The sequence below is a fragment of the Clostridia bacterium genome (assembly GCA_035561135.1).
Lineage (GTDB): Bacteria > Acidobacteriota > Terriglobia > Terriglobales > Acidobacteriaceae > DATMYA01.
The window spans coordinates 1-23,892 of the sequence record DATMYA010000028.1 but is presented as its reverse complement, the minus strand read 5'-3'; the positions used below and the strand labels follow the sequence as shown (position 1 = coordinate 23,892).

Genomic DNA, 23,892 nt, shown 5'->3' with positions numbered 1-23,892 from the left:
AGATGAGCAAGAAGCAGCAAGGTACGCAGGCTGTTTGGGATACAGGTATCGTCCGTCGCGCCGCATGGGACTCGATCCTCAAACTGAGGCCGCGCGCCGTGATGCGCAATCCGGTTATGTTTGTGGTTGAAGTGGGTTCCGTTGTCACGACTACCCTTTTGATCCGCAACATAGCGCGAGGAGTGCCGTTTGGATTTGCCCTGCAGATCACGGTTTGGCTGTGGTTCACGGTACTGTTTGCAAACTTCGCCGAAGCGATGGCCGAAGGCCGAGGGAAAGCTCAGGCCGACACGTTGAGGCGTGCAAAGTCTGAGACGCTCGCAAACCGATTGCTTCCCGATGGCGGAGTCGAGCAGGTGCCCAGCGCGAAGCTCCGCGCTGGGGACCTGGTGCGCGTCAGCGCTGGCGAGTTCATTCCCGGCGATGGCGAGATCATCGAGGGCGTCGCCTCAGTGGATGAATCGGCGATTACTGGAGAATCTGCGCCTGTCATTCGCGAATCCGGAGGCGACCGATCAGCCGTGACCGGCGGAACCCGGGTTCTAAGCGATGAGATCACGGTAGGCATCACATCGAACCCAGGCGAGACATTCCTTGACCGTATGATTTCGCTCGTCGAGGGCGCCTCACGGCAGAAAACTCCGAACGAGATCGCGCTGAACATCCTGCTGGCAGGTCTCACAATCATCTTCCTGTTGGCCGTTGTTACGCTCCAGCCATTTGCGGTGTACAGCGGAGCGCCTCAGACAATCTTTGTGCTCGTTGCACTTCTCGTATGCCTCATCCCGACGACGATCGGCGGCCTGCTCTCAGCAATCGGCATCGCAGGCATGGACCGCCTGATCCAGCGCAACGTGCTCGCGATGTCGGGTCGAGCTGTTGAGGCTGCTGGCGATGTCAACACTCTGCTGCTCGACAAGACAGGCACGATCACCTTCGGCAACCGCCAAGCCACCGAGTTTATTTGCGCGCCCGGTGTGACACCGGGCGAACTTGCTGACGCCGCACAGCTCTCGTCGCTCGCCGATGAGACTCCTGAGGGGCGCTCTGTTGTCGTGTTGGCCAAAGAGAAGTACGGGCTGCGCGGTCGGGAGCTCGCATCGCACGAGGCACACTTCTTACCATTCACTGCGCAAACCCGGATGTCCGGCGTAAACCTCGACGGCCGTGAGATTCGAAAGGGCGCATTCGACGCTGTAATGCGGTACGTCGAACAGGGCGGCTCAACAGTCGCTGCCGAGGTCCGAGAAGCTGCGGACAAGATCGCCTCCTCCGGCGGCACTCCGCTCGTCGTCGCGCAGAATGGTAAAGCGATAGGCGTAATTCATCTCAAGGATGTCGTGAAGGGCGGGATGCGCGAGCGCTTCGCTCAATTTCGTTCGATGGGCATCCGCACTGTGATGATCACCGGCGACAATCCGCTCACTGCGGCAGCGATCGCACGTGAGGCGGGCGTTGACGACTTTCTTGCTGAGGCGACTCCAGAAGACAAGATGAAGCTCATCCGTAAGGAGCAAGCCGATGGCAAGCTAGTGGCGATGACTGGAGACGGAACAAACGATGCTCCGGCTTTGGCCCAGGCGGACGTCGGGGTCGCCATGAACACCGGAACCCAAGCCGCAAAAGAAGCAGGCAACATGGTCGATCTCGATTCAAACCCGACGAAGCTCATCGAAGTGGTCGAGATCGGCAAACAGTTGTTGATGACACGGGGCGCGCTGACGACCTTTTCCATCGCAAATGACGTGGCGAAGTACTTCGCCATCATCCCAGCGATGTTTGCCGCCGCGTTTCCCGTGCTGAACGCATTGAACATCATGGGATTGAAGACGCCGCAGTCTGCCATTCTCTCGGCGGTGATTTTCAATGCGTTGATTATCGTCGTTCTCATACCGCTTGCCCTTCGGGGAGTCGCTTACCGGGCGCTGAGCGCAGAGGCGCTTCTGCGACGCAATCTGCTCGTGTATGGAGTGGGCGGCTTGATCGCACCATTCGTCGGCATCAAGCTGATTGATGTTCTGATCACCGCGATAGGGCTTGCGTGAGGTTTGCCATGAAGAAGCTTTTGATCACTGCCGCTCTCTACACCGCCGTCACCACCGTCCTGCTTGGCCTCGTTTATCCCCTAGTAATGACAGGGATCGCTCAGGTGCTGTTCCACGACAAAGCAAACGGGCAGATTGTTTATCAGGGCGGTAAGGCAGCAGGTTCGCGCCTCATCGGACAGCCGTTCACTGGCGACGCTTACTTCCACTCACGTCCTTCAGCGGCCGGCGAAGGGTACGATGCAGCCAACTCTGGTGCATCGAACCTAGCGCCTACGAGCGGGAAGCTGGTGACTATCGTGGAGGAGCGCACAGAAGCTGAGAAGGTTGGAAAGCAGCCCGTTCCGATCGAATTGGTAACAGCATCGGCCTCGGGTCTTGATCCGCACATCTCCCCTGCAGCAGCGCTCTATCAGGTTCCCCGTGTCGCTCGCGCCAGAGGTATCACTGAAACCGAGTTAAGGCCATTCATCGACAGGTTCACCGAAGGACGCCAACTCGGACTTTTCGGCGAGCCCCGCGTGAATGTACTCGCACTGAATCTCGAACTCGACCGAGTCCACCCGAAAACGAGATAGACCTCCGATGAGAACTGTAGTTTGGGCCTTAGCATTCTTTGTGTGTCTGTCAATTGCGGCTTTCGCGCAAGAAACAGTCTTCAACGTTCCCATTGGAGATGTTTTGGAGCGCGGTAAGGCCTACGGCGAACTGGACGTGACATATCAACATGAAGCTGACGTTGCTAGCTTCACCCCACGTATCGTGGTGGGTGTTGGTCGGAACGTGGAGATCGGCCTGAACTTCAACGGCCTGAACACGGCCGGTAATTCTCAACTCATAATGTCACCCACGGTGAAGTGGAAGCTCTACGATGGCGGCAAGAACGGGTGGGCGTTCCTCATGGGGGACAGCGTCTTCCTTCCCGTCCAGAACAGAGCGTATTCAGCCGGCAGCTACCTGTACGCCGAATTCGCCAAGACATTTAGGACGGGGACTCGCGCCACCTTCGGGGCCTTCCACTTCAGTCGAGATGTTGTGGCCAGCGCACAACGCGCAGGCGGCCAATTCGCCATTGAGCAGCCGATCCGAGACCGCATGACACTTGCTGCAGATTGGTACACCGGCAATCATGCGGTTGGATACCTGACGCCTGGGTTAATTGTGAAACTCACCCCAAAGCTAACCTGGTATGGTTCGTACCAGATCGGCAACGGCGGCGTGCCGAAAGGCAATCATCAGCTATTAATCGAAGTCGGTTGGAACTTCTAAAGCGAGCCACTTCCATGTCGCTATGGAACGGTTGTGGAGTTCGGGACCGGCCTTACAAGACCCAGTGCGCAGGAGTGATGCGGTCGTCGCCTAAGCTGCGGCGCATCGGTTTTCAACTTGGGGTCGCTTGCTCTCATGATGGTGAGTTTCTGGCTGTGCGGCAGAACGAGGAGGGCGTAATGTTGCTAAAGGGCACGCCCGACACGCGGGGTTCAGCGACAGACCAGCGTGAAGCCGAGTAGCACACCGGGGTTGGGTGCCTGCTCGACACACAATAGATTGAGGAATCGCGACAGGAGAGTCGCGCCTGCCAGGTCTGACCAAGTCCTCCCCCCAAATCGATATCGTCCTCTAGCGCCGAACTTCAGTACTGCTGCTTGCGTATAACGGCAAAGATTACAGCCGAGGCACAACCGTGGCCACTAAGACACTCACCTCGAGAAAAGGTGAGCTAGAGATGTTTGCATGGCGAAGGTGCATGGTGGTCGTTTCCGCCATTGTCATCGCTCGATTCGCTCTGTACTTATACGCAGCCCCCCGCTACGGGTACTTCCGTGACGAACTGTACTATCTCGCTTGCGGCGAACATCCAGCCTGGGGATACGTGGATCAGCCGCCATTGATCGCGTGGGTGGCTTGGCTTCTGCGGCACACGATCGGAACGTCATTACATGCACTCCGGCTGCTCCCTGCGCTCGCCGCGATGGGGACCGCAGTTGTTACCGCTCGGCTTGCGTGGGAGTTTGGCGCCAGGCGTTTTGGGGTTTGGATCGCATCGCTGCTGATCGTCTTCGCTCCAGTCTCATTGGAGATGAGTCATCTGTTCACGATGAACGCGTTCGATCCATTGTTGTGGGCCTGCTGTGCGCTCATCGTTGTCAGAATAGCTAAGGGCGCGGATCGGATGCTTTGGCTACTTTTCGGCGCGATCTGTGGTGTCGCGCTGCTGAACAAGTATGCAATCGCATTCTTCCTCATCGCGCTTTCTTCAGGCATCGTGCTGACAAAGTGGCGTCGCTTCCTGCGTGATCCGTATTTCTACGCAGGTGCGGCGATCTGCCTTTTGATCGCGCTGCCGAACTTCCTGTGGCAATACCATCGCGGGCTTCCCTTCCTGATTCTGATGAGAAACGTGCGCGAAAGTGGACGAGACATTGCGCTGTCTCCTCTTCAGTTCATGTCGCAGCAGGTTCAACTTGAAGGCTTTGTGGCGTTTGCTGCGGTGATCGCCGCGTTACTGTTTTTCTTCAGTGCCCTGGGACGCCCCTTTCGAAGCCTTGGGTGGACGTATGTGTTCTTCAGCGCTCTCATGGTTCTTCTTAAGGCGAAGAACTACTACGTAGCGCCAATTTATCCCATAGTTATTGCGGCCGGATCTACTGCGATCGAGCAAGCAACCGTGAACAGGCCGTTTGTCCGTTCTGCGTTCCTGGCGCTCGCGGTTGGGTCAGCTGTGTTGTTTGCGCCCCTTTTCATACCCGTATTCCCGGTGCAGACATTCATCGCCTATCAACGCGCACTGCGTCTCGAACCTCCCCGGTTCGAGCATCATCCGCAAGGGCCGCTGCCGCAGATCTTCGCCGATATGTATGGCTGGCCTGAGATCGCGCAAGCGACTGCGCATTACTACAATGCACTTCCGGAGGCAGAGAGGACACGCACCGCAATCTTCGCCAATAACTTCGGCGGTGGCGCCGCCATCGACTTCTTCGGACCGCCTCTTGGGTTGCCAAAGGCGATTGGGCGCCACCAGAACTATTGGGTTTGGGGACCGGGACAATATACGGGAGAAAGTCTGATCGTCATCAACGAAGATGATCCGGCGCACTTGGCGCAGATGTGCAACTCAATCACCCTTGTCTCGGAAATTCACCATCCCCTTGCAAGACCGGATGAAAACATGCCTATCTATCACTGCCGTGGATTGAAATGGGACTTGCGGCAAATCTGGCCGACACTACAGAAATTCAATTAGTTCATGCGAGGCGCTTCCAGAGATTCAGGCTTACGCCCGGCTGAGGCTTCGATAGACATCAGCGAAGCGCAGCCATCGTCTCAGCAGACGGCTGCGCTTGTTTGGAAGTTACTGAGGAGGATTGTTCGTGCCCGACGGAATGCTGCCGGCGGGTGCGTTTTTCTGGATGTTGGCCGGACATGCCTCAGAGATCATGTCCACGCGGTCGACCGTCATTGTTTTTTCCGCGGTGCCGGTCGCCGAGCTTCCTGAAGTGCTGCTACCGGTTTGCGTGCCTCCAGCCATAGTCGTACTGCTGCCGGTCGAACCCGCAGGGTTGGTTGTTTCCGCACTGCCCGGAGCGCCACTGGAAGCTGCGGTTCCTGATGTCCCGCCGCCGGTTGCACTGCTAGAAGCCATGCTGCCGGAACCCTTCTGCTCGGTCCCGTGCAACTTCACATGGTGACCAACGTGAGAAGCCAGATCCTGCCCGCCGCTGAGGCGAACAAGTCCGTTGCCTTTCTTCGACACCAGGAAGTAATCGCTTTGTTGACGAATGACGCATCCTTCCTCGCTCTTCTCTTTGCCCGACGCCTGGTGGTCCATGCCAGAGGTGGACTGCCCGGACATGCTCTGGTCACTGCCTGAGCTTCCGCTTTGGGTGCTTGATGTTCCAGTGCCAGCGCTGCCGCCCGACGTTTGCGTTCCGGCACCCGTCGTGCCCGCACTCGTACCGCCACCTGTCTGGGCATGCGCGGTTTCGACAATAATTGCCATCGCAAATACAAACGCGATAGCCGCTGCAAACAACGAATACTTACGCATGCGTTGTGTTCTCCTTTGATTTGGCCTTCGAACTGTTTGATTACCGCGCATAGGAATGGGTTTGCTCGGACGCGAGGCACGGGTCGGAAAAGCCAGTGCTGCCAGGCACGAAAGACACAGGCGAGAGTTCAAGACGTCGCAGAATATGGGTTGCACAATATGTTGCGGCAGGCGGCTATCGCGCGGGTAGCTCGCGCTTGTCTCGTGGTTATTTTGAGGCAGTAGACTTCTCGATTTTCTTCACCATCTCGTGCACGGGTTCCGCCATCGGCCCTTTGGGATCTAACCTGAGATACTCGTTGAACTCCTTAAGAGCGCCCTGCGGGTCGTGCTTGCGCAGTGCGATATTCCCTAGGAGCACGTGTACGGCAGGCAGATCGGAACGAAGCTGCGCAGCCTTTGTCGCGTAGGCCTCCGATTGCTCGACATTCCCCATCGCCCAATATGTCTTCGCAATTTCGTAGCGGCCCTCGGCGGCATCGGGGTTCAGATCCAATCCACGCTTCAGTTCGCTCTCAGCCTCGGGATACTTTTTCTGTTGATTGAATGCCGCGCCTAGTTCCAGGTGCGCAGCCGCCGAGTTCGGATCGAGTTGGATAGCTTTCTCCAGGACGGACTGCGCTTCGCCGGACTTGCGCTGGTCTAAATACGCCATGCCGAGCAAGACGTACGCGAGCGGAAAATTGTCGTGAAGCTTAATCGCTTTCTGAAAATGCGATAGGCTTTCGTCTGACTTCTGCTCCTCAAGAAGAAGCTTCTGGCCTCGCTTGAATTCTTTCAGCGCCTCTTCCGGGATCTGATTAGCCTTGACCTCCCCACCAGGGCCCTCCGGCGGCAGCGTTGTGCTCCCTGAAACGGGCTTCAGGTCGAAGATTACGTAAGCGCTGTTGGCTGTATTCAGATCCACCACTTGCGCAGCCGGCGTTTCAAATCCAGGCTGATTGATTCGGATGCTATAGAAGTCCGGCGGGCTTACGGTGAAGCTCGCTTTACCCTGCGTGTCGGTTTGTCCGTCTGCAACAACTCCGCCGCCCTGACGCTCCACTACAACCTCGATTCCTCGCGAAGCCGAAGCGCCATTCGGATAGCGCACCTGCACATGTATTTGAAGATTGCTGAAGCGCGGATTGCTACCGCGTTGAGCTAGAGCAACGCACGCCAGCAGTAGGACGCAACCGATAACGTAGAATTTTTTTCGACGTTCCACGGGAAACCTCCGCGCCCATGGCGACTTACTTATTGGAAGCAAAAACAGGGGAGGGCGTATGCCCTCCCCTGTCGATTCACCGTGCAGCAATCCTTCTCCTAAAAGACGAGGCGAACCGCAGCACGCGCGCTGAACGGCGACTGGAAACCGTCGCCAATGGACTGAGTAGTGAAGCCCTGGTCAATTGGCTTCAGGAAGTCCGGGTTCGGAGTGCCGAAGCTCAGATCCTTGTTCTGGTCGTTGAAGGTCAGACGGCGGGCGTTTGCGATGTTGAACAGATCAACACCGAACATCAGCCTGGCGCGCTCCGTAATCGGCACCGCGTAGTCGGCATGAATGTCAACCGCGCCGGTGATCGGGAGGCGTCCCAGTTTGCCACGACCGCCGAGCGGAACCTCACCCGAGTTCTCATAGACCGGGTGAGCAAGTAATTCATTGATCGGAGTACCGGTCTGAACGCGAATGCCAGTTCCCAATGTCAATCCCTTCAGCGCAGTGCGATCGAATGCGTAGCTGAAGAAGGTATTGAGCACCTGTCGACGGTCGCTATTCAACACGCCCGGCTTGAACTGATCACCGAGCAGTCCGAAATCACCAGCCGTAAAGTCGAACAGCGAGCTGATACTCGGATCAGTCTGTCCGTTGTCGTTGCGCAGCGCTCCTTCGAAGTTACCGTAGAGTTTGGAGACGCGATAGTTGGCTCGCATCAACCAGCCCCTTGAGAAGGCTTTGTTCACTTCGAATTCGACGGCCGTGTATTGACGAGTCGGATTCACAAAACCATCCGGAACACCGTCCGCAACGTTTGCGCCCGGGGCCTGACCGTTCTTTGCCAGGGGCTCGACGCAGACAGCACCCGGCGGGACGATCTCCCCTAGCGAGTTGGTGACACTACTCGCGACCAGGGTGGGATCGCATCCGAGAGGAATGCTCGCGGGATCGAGGTTGCCATTCGCCAGGAACACCGGCGTGAAGGCATGCTGGATCGGGTTGCTGAATATATCCGTGTTGGCGTTCACGTTGGTAATCGAAAACACCTGCGAGACGCCGGCCAGTGCTGCTTCAGGCGAGATTCCACCTGTGTCTTCCACGATTCGCTTCAAGTCGCGACGAACGAACTTCACGCTTGCGATGACGCCCTGCGGGAACTCGTGCTCGGCGCCCACCACGAATTCATCCAGGTAAGACATCTTGGTTCCTGGAAAAATCGCCGTGGTGCTTTCGAAGGATGTGGAGATCGCGGCGGCAATGCCGCCTGGTTGGTTGTTCAAGATATGCGCCGCATCGACAATCGGCGTGACAGTACCGAACTGGTTCATGTTCACGATGCGCCGCCCACCTACCGTGGTGAAGTCGGGCGCAATGCGCAAGCCTCTCATGTCCAGTTCGTTGGTCAAAGAGCGCTCCGCCATGTCGAGCGGAATCGAGTAGGAGTAGCGACCGTAGTTCGCAAAGAGCTTCGTTTTGCGGTCGCCTCTGGGGTCAACAGACACGCCGATGCGTGGAGACCAGTTGTCAGTGAAGGTGTAAGACAGTGCTTCACCTTTCAACCGCTGCTGCTCCCAGCGCAGACCCAGGTTCAGGTTGACGTACTTGTTGGGACTCCAGGAGTCGTTCACGTAGGCGGCGTGGTATCTGCCGCTAGTGCGGAAGCTCTTGAATCCCTGGTTGTCGACACCGAATTCACTGCGGAATATTTGCAGGAACACCGGTTGCGGCGTGGCAAACCCTGGAACGGTCATCAACGGACACTGTGTGCAAGTGCTGTCGCCAAGGCGCAGTCTCCAGAGGGCATTGGCAGTCGAACCCCCACCCTCGCCCGTAGGATTGACAACGGGGTCTGACGGAATCGTGAAAGTCGGGCCGCTGTAAGCTCGACTACCGTCATAGAACGGACGCTCCATACGGTATCCGACGCTGAACGTATGCTCGCCGGCAACACGAATGGTCTTCTGAGTGTCGAAGTTCAGACCATAGGTATCGCTGGTTGTCGGCTCGATAAATCCCAACCCTACCGGGATGAACTCGCCACGAACAGTCCCACCGGGCAGGAGGGCCGCGTTGCAGTCCGGGAGGTCGCACGTAAGCTGCGTCTGATCGATGATCTCGTTCAGATTGGCGAGGGGGATTTCATTGAAACGATTGTGCCCCCACGTTGCCGACGCGTTAAACAACCAAGTCGGAGAGAGCGTCGCGTTGTAACGAGCCGCCATGTTGCGCGTACCGTATTCCAGCTTGCTGAAGCCTGTGTTGTTGTCCTGCCTCAGGCGGCGGTTCGGCGCCGTACTCGTGTGCGCGGGGTCTCCGAAGATTGAGTACTCCAGCTGGTTGTTGTCATTCACTTTGAGCGTTCCCTTGAAGGCGTAGCTTGCCGTATACGACCGCAAGTTGAACTCACCGTGATTGAACAAACCGGAGTTGGTCGGAGCGAGCACGTAGCGCTGGGTCCATGCCGGATTGAAGGAGCCAAAGAAGAATACATGGTTCTTCATTCCCGGCACGTAGCCGCCAAGTTCGGCGCTGCCATCGTAACCAGCCGTGTGGAGCAGTCTGCCAAACAGAGTTGTTCGAGCAAACTGCGGGTCATCAGCATTCAGATGGCGTTCTTCAAAGCCCTTGGGCTGAGCGAATCCCGCGATTGCTCCGTGGAATTCGTTGCTGCCCGACTTCGTGACGATCTGAACGATGCCGCCAGTTGCGCGGCCATACTGCGGCTCGAAACCGGCCGTCTTAACCTGAACTTCCTTAATGAAGGACAGGTTGATACCGGTACCCAGCGACAGGTAGCTGCGCGAGAAAACACCAAGGCCACCGAACGCAGCGTCCGTGATGTTCACGCCATCGGCAATGTACTGGTTTTCAAGACCCGACCCGCCTGAGATGGACGGGTTCGCAGCACCCGAAGCGCCGCCGGAGGCCACGCCCGGAGCAGCATAGAACAGTCCTGAAACGTTACGCTGCTGAGGAACCTTCTCGTAGAAAGTATCGGGAAGGTTGGAGCTTACGGCTGTCGATTGCGTATCGACCGCGACAGAGGTTGCAGCGACCTCGACCGTTTCGGTCACCGCGCCAGTTTGTAACGTGAAACGAACAGAGCTCGTCCGATTGATGCCGACTTCAACGTTGCGCAACTCCGAACCCTTGAAGCCTTCTTTCTCGACTCTGATTCTGTAAAGGCCGGGATTCAGCACACGCTGTAGGTACTGTCCGGTCTGGTTCGTGGTCACATTGTAGGTGCCCGTTGGACCAGAGATCGTTAACCTTGCTCCCGGTACAACGGCGCCTGAAGGATCCAGAACCGTGATAGCTAGAGCGCCTTTCACTGCCGACTCTTGTGCAAGAACCGGCAGCGTAAGCACGAGTAGCAGAGAACAAATGGTCAATGCTGCTAACCATTTTTCCTTCATAACAACTCCCTTCTCGCTATGGGCAAACTGAGGTGTCAAACCTGATGTGACCCAGGGGAGGTTCACATGTAGAAGGGTGTGGCAGTCGCGTGGCCAAACTCACAGAAGAATTAACTGTTCCCCATAACCTTCATTTATGGGCGCTTACAGGATTTTTGACCGCAGGCAGGAACTCTCATTGCAAGCACTCTGTACTAGAAATAGAAAGACCAGAGTTGCCGGATTCTAATGCTTGTAGAAAATCGAGGAGATACAAACAAATACAGGATTGGCCGAAGCCAATCCCCCTGTTGGACAGATTAGATTGCTGCACAAATCAGATTCCAGACACACTGGAGTGTCATGTCGACCGAAATCGCCCAAAGTGGATTGACTTTGTCGGGCAGTCGAAGGATTCGCCCTCGCGCAGGAGAGCAACGTTCTCAATGGCTAGATAGCTAAGTAGCTTTGGTAGCTTAGTAGCTCAGGAAGTCGGTGCTGCCGCGGCCGCGGGCATCAGTGACCGGCCCTTGCGCTCCAATTCGTTTGCCTTCTGCACATCGCCCATCTGTTTGTAGTACGAGCCAAGCGCAACGTACAGAGGCCAGCTTGGCGGCTTTAGAGTCAAGGCCGACTCAAGCGCTTTGACGGCATCCTGCGTCTTGCCGGTTTTGTCGAGGCTTTCTGCAATGCGCAGAATGGTCTCTTCGTCCATCTCACCATTGATGCCCGCGTTCTGGTATAGGCCGGCGATTTCGGCGAATGCCTTCTTTGCAAAATACAATGACACGACTTTCGAAAGCGCAACGTCGTTGCGAGGATTCTTCTGCACCGCTTTGCGGAACCACTGCGCGGCGCGTTCCTGATCTCCATTCGCCTGGTAGCAGAGACCGCGCTGGTAGTCTAGCGTGCCGTCCTGCACCAGCGGCATAACGTCTGTGTTGTAGACATACCAGGATTGCGACGGCACGGCCGCGCCGGACACGCGGAAATTCAAACTGCTAAAAGCCTTCTGCCTGGTTTCGGGATCGGTTACGGTTACAACCAGCCGATGGTTGCCCGCGCCCAGGTCCGCAATCGGAATCTTCTTCCCGTTCAACAGAGAGCCGGATCGATCAAACTGATCGCGAGGTACCTCGTCGCGAATCACTTTCGAATCTCCACGAACGCCCGGACGGCCATAGCCATACTCAACAATCAATTTCTTGCCACTGTTTTGGCGTGGATCAGCCGGGGGAGTCCATATCTGGTAGAAAAACGTCAGGTCGTCCGTCGGATTGAGTTCCAGTTGTTGCGTCACCATCGGCCCGAAGCGAACGCCCGCTCCACTGAACGGCACATGACGGCCGTTCGAGGGTCCGATGACTTCGATATCGCCGAATGGGATCGGTTGCGTGATGGCAAGTCCCGCCGTCGGCGGCTCAGGGACTGCAACATCTGTTGCGGTGCGGAACGCCGTCTGCCGTATCTTGTTATTCAGGACGAACTCAAGTTTGTATTTCCCCGGAGCGAGCGGCAGCCATCCTTCCACCGCCAGCGTCTTGTGTTTCATGCGCGCCAACTCCGGTTCACCGAAGTAGCGCGAGAGTGGCGTTTCCTGAGTGAAAATCAACTTGTTGTCTGGCCCCAGCACCCGCGTCGTCACATTGAGGCTGTAGTAGTAGCGTCCGTCCGCCGCTTGGGCAATCGTGAAATCCTCCGGCTTCTGCAAGCGCAGAACATAATGCACATCCACATTGCCATCTTCACCGCGCAATGGCACGGCCATCGCGTTGAGGAACTCTGGACCAAGGATCACCCGGTGCGTGACGCTCTCTAGCACTTCGCGCCGCCGGTTCAACATCTCCTTCTCAAGCGGAAGGTTGGGAAGCCCCTTGATGTTGGACAGGAGCATGTCCGACTGCAGGCTGGAAACCGCGGTATCGATGTCCACAGGCTCATCGGGCAGAAGGCTGAGGGTTGTTCTCGCTACTTCCCGTCCGGCATCCTGATCGATGACCTTGAACGCTTCGGAGCGCGAGCCTGAGTCCGTTGTTACGAGCTTCTGCGGCCCGTCCATATATGGACTGTAGAGTTTGAAATCGCCGCCGCTATCCGGCTTATAGAAGAGGATGTTGAAGTAGGGTGGAAGCGACGGATGATTGGCATTCTGGTAGAACCAGATCTCCATCGGACGCACTTTATTGAGTCCGTAATAAGGGGCCTTTTGTTGCGGCTCGCCAAACAGGATGTAGATCCGTCCCTTATCGGTTCGCCACCCCGGAGTTCCCGCATCTCGCCCAAAGAACTGATCCGCATAGGCCAACCGGCGGTAGTGTTCGTCCTTGAATTCGTTGGACGGAGCTCCCGGGCTCGGGTTGCGTATCTCCCAGAATCGTTGAATGAATGTGTCGCGAGCCGCGTCGCTCGGCAGCTTTACGAATGCATCCTTTTCTTCGCGCGTGATGATGTATGTGACCTCGCGCTGCAGCCAGTCGCGGTATCGCTGCGGCATGCTCTTCACGTCGTCTGCCATGGCGGAAGAGAGCAATGCAAAGATCAATGCGCAGGCAAAGGCTCGAACAATCAGCTTTGATGTGATTGTGTTGTTCATCACTGAAATAGTATTGAAACTCATGGCGTCACTTGGGAGGGCGGCTTCGCGTTACGACTGCGCAGGCCCACATCTACACTATGATGCAGTTCTGATGCCGGGTAGTAACCTGACCTCCTGCCCGAGTCCCGGCTACAAACGTAACCTTTCCGATATTTAGAACCGCCGCGCGGCGGGTTGCAAGTCCGTCCCACGTTCGCTGACGACGTTCGCTGATGAAGTCGCGCGTGATGACACGCTAAGTCATTGATCTTGTTCGAGCACACCGAACGGATGGCAGCGCTCACCGTGAAGAGCATCCCATCAGCTTGCCTTTCGCAGCGCAGTAATAGCGCTCGGGGGAAGGAGTTTCGACGCCACCAAGTCCTGAAATGCTTTGTATGGGCGTTTGCTGATGATCTTCGATGCCAGCACTGGACCGATGCCGTCGATCTCGATTAACCGTTCATGCGGCCACTCGTTGACGATCGTAAGAATCGAGACAGGCGCGCGCACCGTCTGCTGTTCCTCCCGCGATGCCTCAGATTGATTCGCTTCACGCGCTTCGTCCGTTTCAGCCTTGGCGCGATCGACTATCAAGCTGATCTGCTGTCGCGCCTTGCCCGATCCTGTGGCAGCATTGCGTAAATTGCCGCGTGTCTCAGCCCCAGACTTCGGTGCATACAAGAATCCCAAGGCCGTGCCGAAACCAAGTCCTGCGAAAAAAGCCCACCTCATAAGAACTCCTTCCCGCATGTCTTCCGCATCGCTTACAAAGCTTTTGGACGACTCACAAAAAGTGATGGTTGTCGCCTAACGCCCCTAATGGCTCACCCCGAGGGCGTTCGTCCTACTTCGCATATAGATTCAGCCACTCCGCTGCGGCCACGGGCTAGGGTCGTTGCCTGATCGCAACCAGACTTTCTGCCCTATATGCTTCAGGTAAGTAGGCTTTCACAATGCAGCACTCGATTCCGTTCCAACTACTTCGCCGCGTAAGTTTCTGGCTTGCTCTCGTCGCTTGCTCCGCGAGTGCCCTTGCGCAGACCGCGACCACGGCACCCGCTGCCAATAAGCGTGCTACTTCGCACATCCAGAGCATCAACTCCGGCGCGTTCTTCCAGATGCAAACGGCAATCGGAGATGATTACTTTGATGGCCGGGATTCCCGCGCTCGCGTGCGGCGTCACCTGCGCGTTGCAAAAGAGCTAGGTGTTGGATCGCTACGTTGTGCCTTTAGTTGGAACGGAATCCAGCCGCAGCATGATAGATATGACTTCGTCTTCTGGGACATGCTGGTGGATGAGGCCGCTCGCGCGGGCATCAAGCTGATCCCATATGTGGCGTACACACCCGAGTGGGCAGCGCGCAATAAGACAGAGTTCTGGAAGCAGCCGCCCCGCGATCCGGCTTTGTTCGCCGCCGTCATGACCAAGCTCGCGACGAGATATCGCGGACGCATTCACAGTTGGGAACTCTGGAATGAGCCTGACCTGAACGAATACTGGCAAGGCTCAGCCGATGAGTTCGCCGAGTTGGTGATCGCCGGTGCCAAGGCCGTTCACCTCGCGGACCCAGATGCGCGCATCGTGCTTGGCGGAATGAGCCGCGGCCCCGGCCCGTTCTTCGAGACTCTCGTGTCGAAGTATCAGATCGGCAGCTTTGTGGATGTGATTGCGCTGCACGGGTATCCCGAGTCCTGGGACGAGGAGCGCGCCGAGGAAGTCTTCCTCAAACGGATTCCGGAGATGAAGCGCCTCACGGACAGGAGCGGTGGCAAGCCCGAACTGTGGCTGAACGAAATGGGCTACGCCGATTATCGTTACCGGCCAAACCAGGCCTCCGTCTGGGGCACGAACACTTACTATCGTTACGAGCACTCGCAACGCTACGCGGCCGACTTCCTCTTAAAGTCCTTCATCATGACTGCGGTGTCGGGCCAGATCACGCTTGCCGGTTGGTACCGCATCGATGACTTCCTCCACACCGATCGCCGTATGCCCGCCGACAAGGTCCATTACCACCTCGGAGTTCAGAACGTGAACGGCGCGCGCAAGCCATCGTTTAAAGCGTTCCGATTCTTCAACAAGCTATTCGCTCAGCGGGTGAGGACCGCGGATCAGGATGCAAACGTACATCGCGCAGCTGCCAGCCAGAGCGTCGTACACGCGTTTGAGCGTAAGGACGGGAAGCTTGTTATCGCCGGCTGGCTGCGAAGCTCCGAGTACGACGAAGTGCCGCAGCATACCGGCTTCGCAGTCGACAGCAGGGCTGAGCGCATTTCAGTAGGTTTGCCATGCACCGCATCCACGGTAACCAACTACAACGCCCTCGGACACGCAGTCTCCCACACCCACCCTTACACTCAATCTTTGCGCAATGTCCGATTGACGGGCGATCGCGTGTTTGTAGCTGTCGTTGACTGCGCCAAGCCTAAACCTATCAACTAGCGAAGCACGCGCTGCCTAGCTCGCTCTTGTCCCGCGCAGGCTCGGACTTGCAACTTCGCTCGCAACGCTCGAAACTACTCTCATGCGTGCCGTTGCCATCATTCCTGCCCGACTAGCCTCGACTCGCCTGCCTCGCAAGCCTTTGCGCGAGATTGCAGGCCAGCCAATGATCCAGCGCGTTTACGAAGCCACCCGCGCCGCCAACTCCCTCTCAGACGTCATCATCGCTACCGATGCCGGGGAAATCTACGAACTCGCGCAGCGCAATGGCTGGAACGTCCGCATGACTTCCACCTCGCATCGCAGCGGAGCCGACCGCGTGCACGAAGTCGCGCAATGGGTTGACGCCGACGTGTACCTCAACGTGCAGGGCGATGAACCGCTGACGCGCCCGGAACACATCTCCGCGCTTGTTGAACTGATGGCGCGCCCCGGCGTAGATGTCGGCACGCTGAAGACGTCATGCCCGGCGCAGGACGTCACAAATCCCAGCGCGGTCAAGGTTGTCACCGACGTTACCGGACGCGCTCTCTACTTCTCACGTGCCACCATTCCACACGACCGCGATGGCAACGCTGGCATTCGCTACTTCAAGCATCTTGGGTTTTACGGGTACCGCAAGGCTGCGCTCGACACCTTCTGTCGTCTTGCCGAATCGTCGCTCGAACGCAGCGAACGCCTGGAGCAGTTGCGCTTTCTCGAAAACGGCATCAGCATCTACGTTGCTGAGACGCCTTTCGACACGGTCGGCGTAGACACGGAAGAGGATGTGCAGCGGGTGGAAGGAATCCTTCTCGGCGGTCGCTGACGAAAACTTAGCGGCGCGAGCGCGCCCACGCTTCCGCCGCACTCACTCGCCGTGAAATTGACGGATGCGAGTGAAACAGCACCTCGACCCAGCGTGAGGGATTGCGCTCCGCAAGGTTCTGCTCAGCCAGTTTGTTCATGGCCGAAACAAACGGCTCGACGCTCGCAATCGACTTCCACGCATAACGGTCGGCTTCACGCTCGTTCAAGCGTGAATAGCCGTTTAACACCGGCATGAGCAACAGCGAGATGACGCTTGTGACGAGCACGATCAGCGGCAAGTTAGAGAAGTCGTACTGCGACCCGAACCACTCCTGCTCGATGACGGCGTACCGAAGCACCGACTTCACCGCCCAGAAACCGATGAAAGTCACGACGGCATGCACGAGGATGCTTTTGAAGATGTGCTTGTGCACATGGTGTCCAAGCTCGTGGGCCAGCACGGCCTCAATCTCGTCGTCGCTGTAATGCGCCAGCAGCGTATCTGCCAGGATGATGCGGCGCGTGGCGCCCAGTCCCGTTAACGCAGCGTTGGCCTTTGTCGACTTCGCCGAAAGCTCCCACTCGTACACCCCGCGCACGCGTGTTCCTGCGCGTTCGCTCAGAGATGTGAGTCGCTCCCGCAATGTGTCGTTGTTGAGCGGACGGAACTTGTAGAACAGCGGAAAGAGCGTTACAGGAGCGAGTTGCGCAAGGAAGATAAACAGCGCCAGGAACGCTGCCCAAGCCACGATCCACCACACCTGGGGCATCAAGCGGATCAGCGAATAAAGTAACTGGGCCAGCACCGTGGAGAAAACGACGCCTATCAGGAACCCTTTCAATTGGTCCCAGGCCCACGATCCCAGCTTCTGGTTCGAGAGGTGATACTGATGCTCCAGCCGGAAACCGTAGTAATCAAGACCGATGCTGGCGATTTTTCCCAGAAGAAGCAGCGCGACCACGTACACAAAAAGTGCGAGCACATAGCTCTGCCCGGTGATGACGAGCGCAAGATGGCTGAGTGCTTTGCTGAGCCCAGTCAAGAGCAGAACGAGAAGGAGCAGCAGGCCGAGGACGGCGTCCGCCACGCTGAGTTGCCGCGAGATGCGGTTATAACGCCGGGCTTCCGGCGAATCGCTGATGGGGGACGCTGCGATTGCCATGATGATTTCCAAATTTACGGATGCACGATAATACCGGAAACGCGCTGCTCAACAACCAAAAACGCAAGGCGGCACCCTAGGCGACAACCGAGGTCATTTCGTCTTCGGGGGAAGAGCAGCCCGTATCCACTTGTCTTTTCGAGCGAAGCGAAGCGCAGCCGAGGGACTTCTTTCGCCTCTGGTGAATTCCCCCTGCTCTACGCCGTGGTGGCTTTCTCAAATACAAATTCCTCTGCGGCGCCGAGTATCTCCCGCACGATTTCGGGCGACGCCGCTTCGCAGTACACGCGCATCAGAGGCTCCGTGCCCGAAGCCCGAAGCAGCAGCCATGCTTCCGCGCCGTTGCCGTTCCGCGGGGCGTCCAGGTAGAACTTGATGCCGTCGAGATTGCCCGAACCCAGAATCTTGTACGGACCAATCTTCTGCACGCCTGCGGCCGCACGGCGCAACGCTCCCTGCTTCACCTCTTCCGGAATGTGCAGATCGCGACGTCCGTAGTGATGTTGCCCGTATTCGCCTTGAAGATCATCGACAAGCTGCTTCAACGTCTTGCCGTAATCCGCCATTGCGTTTGCGATCAGCAGCGAATTCAGAATGCCGTCGCGTTCCGGAAGATGGCTTGGGATGCCGATGCCGCCCGACTCTTCGCCGCCGATCAGCACTTGCTTGCCGCTCATCACAATGTCGGTTACGTACTTGAAGCCGATGCCGTGTTCGATGAATTCACGGCCGTGCTTCGCCGCAATGCGGTCCAGCATCTTCGTCGTGTTGTAAGCGCGCGTTACCGCGCCGGGCCACTTCTTGTAATCCAGTAACCAGCTGAGCAAAACGGCATAGCACTTGTGCGAATCTACAAAGCTGCCATCGCCCGCTACGGCGCCGACGCGGTCGGCATCGCCATCCACCACCAGGCCCGCATCGCAGGCTTCAGCTATAACCACATCCTGGAGCGCCTTCACATGCGGAAGGATCGGCTCCGGGTTGATGCCGGGAAATAACGGGTTCACATCGGCCCGAATCTGCAAGTGCTTGATGCCGTGCTCAGCAAAGATGTCTGCCAGGATGTTTCGGCCGGAGCCGTACATACAATCAATCGCAAACTTGAACCCGGTACGCTGGATTGCATCGAGATCCACCAGCTTGAGGATTGCTGCGATGTAGTCCTTTTTGAAATCTACGGTCTCAATCTTTCCGCCAGGATGCTTCGGCGCTGCGCCCGCGTACAGTTCCTGTTCGATCTTGCTGATCATCGCCGGAGTCGCCGAGCCGCCGAAGTTGCCTTTGAACTTCACCCCATTCCAGTTCCATGGATTGTGGCTGGAGGTGATCATCACTCCGCCTGCGGTGTCCAGGTTCTTCGCCGCATACGAAATCGCGGGCGTGGGAGTGTAGTCATCCGACAGGCGTACCCACAGGCCAGCCGCCGCCAGTTCCTCACAAACAGCCTCGGCAAAGCGCTTCGATCCAAAGCGCGTGTCGTAACCAACCACGAGGCCTTTCTTCCAGTCCTCTTCGTTCAGGACATAAGACGCGATGGCACGTCCAACCGCGCGCACGTTCTCAAAGGTGTAGTCCTCGGCGATGATGCCTCGCCAGCCGTCGGTGCCAAACTTGATTTTGCTTACGTCCATAGGAAGACAGTTCTCAGTTTCGTAATAGTTTCGAGTGCCAAGGTCTCGGGTATCGGCGCTAAAAATCCAATTGTTAAACGAGATCGTCGAAATTCTTCAGGTCGAGATGCTTCACGACCTTCCCGACATCCTGCGCCCGTTCGCGCGTAGTAATGAGTAGCGCATCATCCGTCTGCACGACTACCAGGTTCTCCACACCGACGGCAGCAACGAATCTGCCGGGTGCGTGAATGTAGTTCCCATGCGCGTCAATCGTGAATTGCCGTCCGCCCATGATGACGTTGGTGTCGGCCTTCGAATCGCGCTCGCCCGCGTGATGCTCGTACAGTGCCGCCCAGGAGCCAAGGTCGTTCCACCCGAAATCCGCCGGAATGCAGTAGATGTTCGAGTCCCGCTCGCCCTTGGAAGAGCGCGGCTCCAGTAGTCCATAGTCCACGCTGATGTTCTCACACTTGGGATAGAGCTTCGCGAACGTGCTCTCGAACTTGCGCGATCCATACGCCGCCCCGATCTCTTCCAGGTACGGTGCCGTTTTCGGCAGGTGTTCGCATATGGCGGCCGCCAGCGTGCTGGCGCTCCATATGAACATCCCGCTGTTCCAGAAGTAATTTCCCTTTGCGACGAATCGCGCCGCGCGCTTCGCGTCGGGCTTCTCGGTGAAACGACGCACCCGGAGTGTGCCTTTCGCGGCCGCCGCGCCAGTTTCGATATAGCCGTAGCCGGTCTCCGGACGCGTCGGACGGATTCCCATCACCACAATGTTCTCACCAGCCGCAGCGATATCGACCGCCGCCGTTAGTGCTTTCCGGAAACGCTTCTCGTCTTTGATCACGTGGTCGGAGGGAAACAGACCCACGATCGCATCCGGATCATGATGCAGCAGAATGAATGCCGCCAGTCCAATCGCCGGCGCCGTGTTGCGTCCCATCGGCTCCGCGATGATCTGCTTCTTTGGCAAGTTCTTAAGTTGGCGAACAATGTTGCCGCGCAGATCGCTATTGGTAATTATCCAGAACTGGTCTGCATCGCCAGCGGGCAACAGGCGCGCAACGGTCTCCTGGATCATCGTCTGCTCGCTATTGAGCGGCAGCAGTTGCTTCGCTAACTTCTTGCGGCTGAGTGGCCAGAATCGCGTTCCGCGACCTCCGGCCAGGATGACAGGGTAGAACTTCGGTTTTTGAACTTTCGCCACGTTTCTCTCTTTGGAACCGCTCTCTTACTGGCAGCGCGAAAGGTCAGGGCATATGGGTTACAGGTGGCGCAATCTCCTCCACCGGAACCCTCATGCGAAGCATCTCAAGATTCCACTGCGGGCGCAGCGCGAACTGACGAACGCTGGCCGGGATCAACACGGCCTCGCCGCGATTGAAGCTAACAGGCTGCGCGCTCTCACATTCCACGACACCGCATCCATCCAGACCAACAAGCACCTGCGCCGAACTCTTGCCGGGCTCTGCCGTGAATGTGGTCTGCTCGGCCACCGAGAATTGCTCGACGATAAAGCATGGCGATGCAACCAGCATCTTGTGGCCGTCGATTTCCTGCGCATGGACCTTGCCGGCTCCAGTCGTCTCCTGCATCGCTGCCAGCCCTTCGCTGATGTGCAACTCGCGCGGACGTCCGTAATCGTAGAGCCGGTACGTGATGTCTGAACTCTGCTGCGTCTCGATCAGGATCGAACCCGGCGCAATCGCGTGTACCGTGCCGGCATCCACATAGATCATGTCGCCGACTTTTACGTCCACCCAGTTCAGCAATTCTTCGGCGCGCTTCTGCTCAATGGCTTCACGAAACGCTTCGCGTGTAGTGCCCGGCTTCAGCCCCAGCGCAACTTTCGCGCCCGCGACTGAGCGCATGACGTACCAGCACTCTGTTTTTCCCCAGGGCTGTCCAATCCGCTGTGCCGTCTGGTCGTCCGGATGCACCTGCACGGACAACTTTTGTTTGGGGAACAGGAACTTGATCAGCAGCGGGAAGCGGTCAGGTTGCGGCGCGACATCGCCCACAAGTTCAGTCCGGTACGTGCGGCAGAGATCGCTCAGTGTTTGTCCGGAAAGAGGCCCGTTCGCGACCCGGCATTGGTCGCCCGTAAGCCATACTTCCCCAATAGGCTCTTTGCCCACAACACGCGAATAGACAGGGGCCAGGTCACGCGTGCCCCAGACGCGCTCATCAAAATGCGGTATCAACAGCAGTGGATACAGTTCCTGCATGTTCCCGGTGTCTTCCTCGGTGCACACCTATGTATTAGATTCTGGGGATCTGATCTGAGTGGCCGAATTGTTAGAGTCTCGGACCGGCAGAGATGTTTCTTCCCAGGAAGAGCAGCACCAGGGCGAAGCGGTCATCTCGCCTTTCCACCCTGGCTGCGAATACAACTCAGCTAATACTTCCGAAGAACTTCTTCATGCGCTCAAGGCCGCGGTCGATTTCTCCGGCGGAAGTGGCGTACGAGAGCCGAATGTGCTCGTCTGTGCCGAACGCCTCGCCCGGAACGGCGACCACGTGCGCCTCACGCAAGAGGCGTCCCGCAACATCGGCCGCTGACGTGAGATTGCCGCGCCCGAAGAAGGCACTTACGTTCGGATAGACATAGAACGCGCCGTCAGGCTTGTGGCACTCGATGCCCCTGATCTCCCGCAGGCCCTTAACGATCTTGTCCCGCAGCGTCACATAGTCGGCCATCATGTCATCGACGCACTTCTGGGAGCCGCTCAGTGCGGCGACCGCTGCCTTCTGTACGATCGACGTTGGATTCGACGTGGACTGGCTCTGCAACTTCTGCATCTGCTTGATCACCGCCGCCGGGCCCAGCGCATAACCCAGTCGCCAGCCGGTCATGGCGTACGTCTTCGATAAGGAACCGATGACCAGCAGCTTATCCTTCGCTTCCGTCAGAGACCCGGCGGAGAAGCGCCGTCCCGTGTAGTTCAGGTAGACGTAGCACTCGTCGGTCATCACGTAGATGCCCCGGCGATGCGCCAGGCGGACGATCTCCGTCATATCCTCTGGGCTGATCACAGCGCCGGAAGGATTGTTCGGAGAGTTAAGCAAGATAACTTTTGTGCGCGGCGTTATGGCGCGCTCGATCATCTCCGGCGTTACTGCGAACCCTTTGCTCTCATCCGTCTCGACGAAGACGCACTTGCCGCCCGCGTAACGAACAATGTCCTTGAACGACACCCAGTACGGGACCGGAATGATGACCTCGTCGTCACGATCGATCAGGACCTGGAAGGCGTTGAAGAGTGCGTTCTTTCCGCCCGTCGAGGCGATCACTTCCTCGCGTTTGTAGGCCGAGCCGAAGTCCTGCGCATGGCGCGCCACGATGGCGTCGCGCAACTCTGCGGTGCCCGCAACGGCAGTGTATTTCGTGAAGTTATTCTGGATGGCCGCAACCGCCGCGTCCTTGATGTGCTGCGGGGTGGAAAAGTGTGGCTCGCCTGCGCCGAAGTCCACAAGGTCCGCGCCTTCAGAGCGCAGCCTGTCAGCTTCGTTCACCACCGCTAACGTGGCAGAAATCTCTATACGATTGATACGGTCGGAGAACGCCTTAGCTTTCACATCCGTGGTTGGAGTAGCTGGCATGATTATTATGGCCTTCTATTCTTCGATATAGCTTTCCGTGAGACAAGCTTCCGGGCACTCGCCCTGTTATTAATCTTCAGTTTACGAATGAGGCGCTCTTCCACCTCTTCAGGAACCAATCCTCGAACCGATCCGCCCAGTTGCGAAATCTCCCGCACCAAGCGCGAACTCAGGTACGAGTACGTTTCCGCAGGCATCATGAAGATCGTCTCCAGAGCGGGATCGAGTTTGCGATTCATCAGCGCCATCTGCAACTCGTATTCGTAGTCGCTTACTGCGCGAATACCGCGCAGAACGGCCTTTGCACCCTGGCGAGCGGCGTAGTCCACCAGCAATCCTTCAAACGACTCCACTCGCACGTTGTCCCACTTGGCCGTGCACTCCTGCAATATTTCGAGGCGTTCTTCAAGGCTGAACAGCGGGGCCTTCTCGGGATTACGAAGGATTGCGACGATCAGTTCGTCAAAGATCTTTGACCCGCGATGAATCAGGTCCAGATGTCCGTTGGTAGTAGGATCGAAAGTACCGGGATATATAGCGACTACGCGCTTCAATTGACCTCGGCGTGCGGCAAACAAAAGTGTGGAACGATTGATTCTATGCCGCTGCCATAGGCAGCGCAACTACCCTGAATGGCGCTGCGCGCCTCCGCCACGACCGCCCAAAGTTCAGGTTCAGAACCCGACTTCCATAGCCGGATCGTGGTTCGGCGACTGAGCTTCGGCAGCTCGCTTCGCACGTTATGCGGAGGCGGCACAACGTCACGTCCCGCATCCAACTGTTGATTCATTACTCCAGGAGGAACCGATGGCAATTCAGCAGCAACAAGGTCGCTTTGCGCTCGATAACGTCACCTACGACCTGATCACCATTCTGCACGAAAAATCGAAAGGGTTGGAGGCCTACGAGAAGTACATGCGCGACGTGCAGAACGATCAGGATCTTCGTAACATCTTTGAAGAAATCCGCAACAGCGACGAACAACACATTCAGAGGCTTCAGCAACACCTCTC

Annotated in this window: 18 protein-coding genes; 7 read left to right on the top strand and 11 right to left on the bottom strand. The window is 57.3% G+C overall.

Features of this window, described 5'->3' with window-relative positions; all coding sequences use genetic code 11:
• Window positions 1-2: 2 nt before the first annotated feature.
• The 4 genes from kdpB to VN622_07040 all read left to right on the top strand — a co-directional run bounded on the left by kdpB (window position 3) and on the right by VN622_07040 (window position 5,289).
• A complete protein-coding gene (gene kdpB / locus VN622_07055; GenBank protein ID HWR35612.1) occupies window positions 3-2,045 on the top strand; it encodes a potassium-transporting ATPase subunit KdpB in 2,043 nt (680 codons plus the stop codon).
• An 8-nt stretch (window positions 2,046-2,053) separates the two neighbouring features.
• Complete coding sequence (gene kdpC, locus VN622_07050; GenBank protein HWR35611.1) at window positions 2,054-2,623, top strand: potassium-transporting ATPase subunit KdpC; 570 nt, start codon at window positions 2,054-2,056, stop codon at window positions 2,621-2,623.
• 103 nt (window positions 2,624-2,726) lie between these two features.
• A complete protein-coding gene (locus VN622_07045) occupies window positions 2,727-3,314 on the top strand; it encodes a hypothetical protein (protein ID HWR35610.1) in 588 nt (195 codons plus the stop codon).
• Window positions 3,315-3,792: 478 nt separating this feature from the next.
• Window positions 3,793-5,289, top strand: coding sequence for a glycosyltransferase family 39 protein (locus VN622_07040; protein ID HWR35609.1), 1,497 nt, complete (start codon window positions 3,793-3,795; stop codon window positions 5,287-5,289).
• A gap of 108 nt (window positions 5,290-5,397) precedes the next feature.
• Here the strand turns inward: VN622_07040 and VN622_07035 are convergent, their stop codons facing one another.
• From VN622_07035 to VN622_07015, 5 genes are all read right to left on the bottom strand, one after another.
• The gene (locus tag VN622_07035; GenBank protein ID HWR35608.1) at window positions 5,398-6,093 is read right to left on the bottom strand and encodes a hypothetical protein; all 696 of its coding nucleotides are present in this window, start codon (window positions 6,091-6,093) and stop codon (window positions 5,398-5,400) included.
• A 208-nt stretch (window positions 6,094-6,301) separates the two neighbouring features.
• Complete coding sequence (locus VN622_07030; protein ID HWR35607.1) at window positions 6,302-7,300, bottom strand: tetratricopeptide repeat protein; 999 nt, start codon at window positions 7,298-7,300, stop codon at window positions 6,302-6,304.
• 98 nt (window positions 7,301-7,398) lie between these two features.
• Complete coding sequence (locus VN622_07025) at window positions 7,399-10,707, bottom strand: carboxypeptidase regulatory-like domain-containing protein (protein HWR35606.1); 3,309 nt, start codon at window positions 10,705-10,707, stop codon at window positions 7,399-7,401.
• Window positions 10,708-11,170: 463 nt separating this feature from the next.
• Window positions 11,171-13,303 carry a GWxTD domain-containing protein gene (locus VN622_07020; protein HWR35605.1) on the bottom strand — a complete coding sequence of 711 codons (2,133 nt, stop codon included), beginning with the start codon at window positions 13,301-13,303 and terminating at the stop codon, window positions 11,171-11,173.
• Window positions 13,304-13,582: 279 nt separating this feature from the next.
• A complete protein-coding gene (locus VN622_07015) occupies window positions 13,583-13,996 on the bottom strand; it encodes a YtxH domain-containing protein (protein ID HWR35604.1) in 414 nt (137 codons plus the stop codon).
• Between the two features lie 221 nt (window positions 13,997-14,217).
• Between VN622_07015 and VN622_07010 the strand changes: the two genes are divergently transcribed.
• Complete coding sequence (locus tag VN622_07010; protein ID HWR35603.1) at window positions 14,218-15,708, top strand: beta-galactosidase; 1,491 nt, start codon at window positions 14,218-14,220, stop codon at window positions 15,706-15,708.
• Window positions 15,709-15,790: 82 nt separating this feature from the next.
• Window positions 15,791-16,516: a 3-deoxy-manno-octulosonate cytidylyltransferase gene (kdsB, locus tag VN622_07005; GenBank protein ID HWR35602.1), complete on the top strand. Its 726-nt coding sequence runs from the start codon at window positions 15,791-15,793 to the stop codon at window positions 16,514-16,516.
• A 7-nt stretch (window positions 16,517-16,523) separates the two neighbouring features.
• Here kdsB and VN622_07000 read toward each other — a convergent pair whose 3' ends face one another.
• The 6 genes from VN622_07000 to coaD form a co-directional block, all read right to left on the bottom strand.
• Window positions 16,524-17,660 carry a M48 family metallopeptidase gene (locus tag VN622_07000; GenBank protein HWR35601.1) on the bottom strand — a complete coding sequence of 379 codons (1,137 nt, stop codon included), beginning with the start codon at window positions 17,658-17,660 and terminating at the stop codon, window positions 16,524-16,526.
• Between the two features lie 197 nt (window positions 17,661-17,857).
• Complete coding sequence (locus tag VN622_06995) at window positions 17,858-19,291, bottom strand: phosphoglucomutase/phosphomannomutase family protein (GenBank protein ID HWR35600.1); 1,434 nt, start codon at window positions 19,289-19,291, stop codon at window positions 17,858-17,860.
• A 73-nt stretch (window positions 19,292-19,364) separates the two neighbouring features.
• Window positions 19,365-20,483, bottom strand: coding sequence for a mannose-1-phosphate guanylyltransferase (locus VN622_06990; protein HWR35599.1), 1,119 nt, complete (start codon window positions 20,481-20,483; stop codon window positions 19,365-19,367).
• A 43-nt stretch (window positions 20,484-20,526) separates the two neighbouring features.
• Window positions 20,527-21,504, bottom strand: a complete 978-nt coding sequence (locus VN622_06985) for a type I phosphomannose isomerase catalytic subunit (protein ID HWR35598.1) — start codon at window positions 21,502-21,504, stop codon at window positions 20,527-20,529.
• 166 nt (window positions 21,505-21,670) lie between these two features.
• A complete protein-coding gene (locus VN622_06980) occupies window positions 21,671-22,879 on the bottom strand; it encodes a pyridoxal phosphate-dependent aminotransferase (protein ID HWR35597.1) in 1,209 nt (402 codons plus the stop codon).
• Between the two features lie 5 nt (window positions 22,880-22,884).
• Complete coding sequence (gene coaD, locus VN622_06975) at window positions 22,885-23,433, bottom strand: pantetheine-phosphate adenylyltransferase (protein ID HWR35596.1); 549 nt, start codon at window positions 23,431-23,433, stop codon at window positions 22,885-22,887.
• Window positions 23,434-23,686: 253 nt separating this feature from the next.
• Here coaD and VN622_06970 point away from each other — a divergent pair.
• Window positions 23,687-23,892 (top strand): hypothetical protein (locus VN622_06970; GenBank protein ID HWR35595.1); only part of this gene is annotated, 206 nt, incomplete at its 3' end.

What these genes read in the sequence shown, in the direction of transcription:
- kdpB (HWR35612.1), top strand. Translation starts at nt 3, where the DNA reads ATGAGCAAGAAGCAGCAAGGTACGCAGGCTGTTTGGGATACAGGTATC.
- kdpC (HWR35611.1), top strand. Translation starts at nt 2,054, where the DNA reads ATGAAGAAGCTTTTGATCACTGCCGCTCTCTACACCGCCGTCACCACC.
- VN622_07040 (HWR35609.1), top strand. Translation starts at nt 3,793, where the DNA reads ATGGTGGTCGTTTCCGCCATTGTCATCGCTCGATTCGCTCTGTACTTA.
- VN622_07035 (HWR35608.1), bottom strand. Translation starts at nt 6,093, where the DNA reads ATGCGTAAGTATTCGTTGTTTGCAGCGGCTATCGCGTTTGTATTTGCG.
- VN622_07025 (HWR35606.1), bottom strand. Translation starts at nt 10,707, where the DNA reads ATGAAGGAAAAATGGTTAGCAGCATTGACCATTTGTTCTCTGCTACTC.
- VN622_07020 (HWR35605.1), bottom strand. Translation starts at nt 13,303, where the DNA reads ATGAGTTTCAATACTATTTCAGTGATGAACAACACAATCACATCAAAG.
- VN622_07015 (HWR35604.1), bottom strand. Translation starts at nt 13,996, where the DNA reads ATGAGGTGGGCTTTTTTCGCAGGACTTGGTTTCGGCACGGCCTTGGGA.
- VN622_07010 (HWR35603.1), top strand. Translation starts at nt 14,218, where the DNA reads ATGCAGCACTCGATTCCGTTCCAACTACTTCGCCGCGTAAGTTTCTGG.
- kdsB (HWR35602.1), top strand. Translation starts at nt 15,791, where the DNA reads ATGCGTGCCGTTGCCATCATTCCTGCCCGACTAGCCTCGACTCGCCTG.
- VN622_07000 (HWR35601.1), bottom strand. Translation starts at nt 17,660, where the DNA reads ATGGCAATCGCAGCGTCCCCCATCAGCGATTCGCCGGAAGCCCGGCGT.
- VN622_06995 (HWR35600.1), bottom strand. Translation starts at nt 19,291, where the DNA reads ATGGACGTAAGCAAAATCAAGTTTGGCACCGACGGCTGGCGAGGCATC.
- VN622_06985 (HWR35598.1), bottom strand. Translation starts at nt 21,504, where the DNA reads ATGCAGGAACTGTATCCACTGCTGTTGATACCGCATTTTGATGAGCGC.
- VN622_06980 (HWR35597.1), bottom strand. Translation starts at nt 22,879, where the DNA reads ATGCCAGCTACTCCAACCACGGATGTGAAAGCTAAGGCGTTCTCCGAC.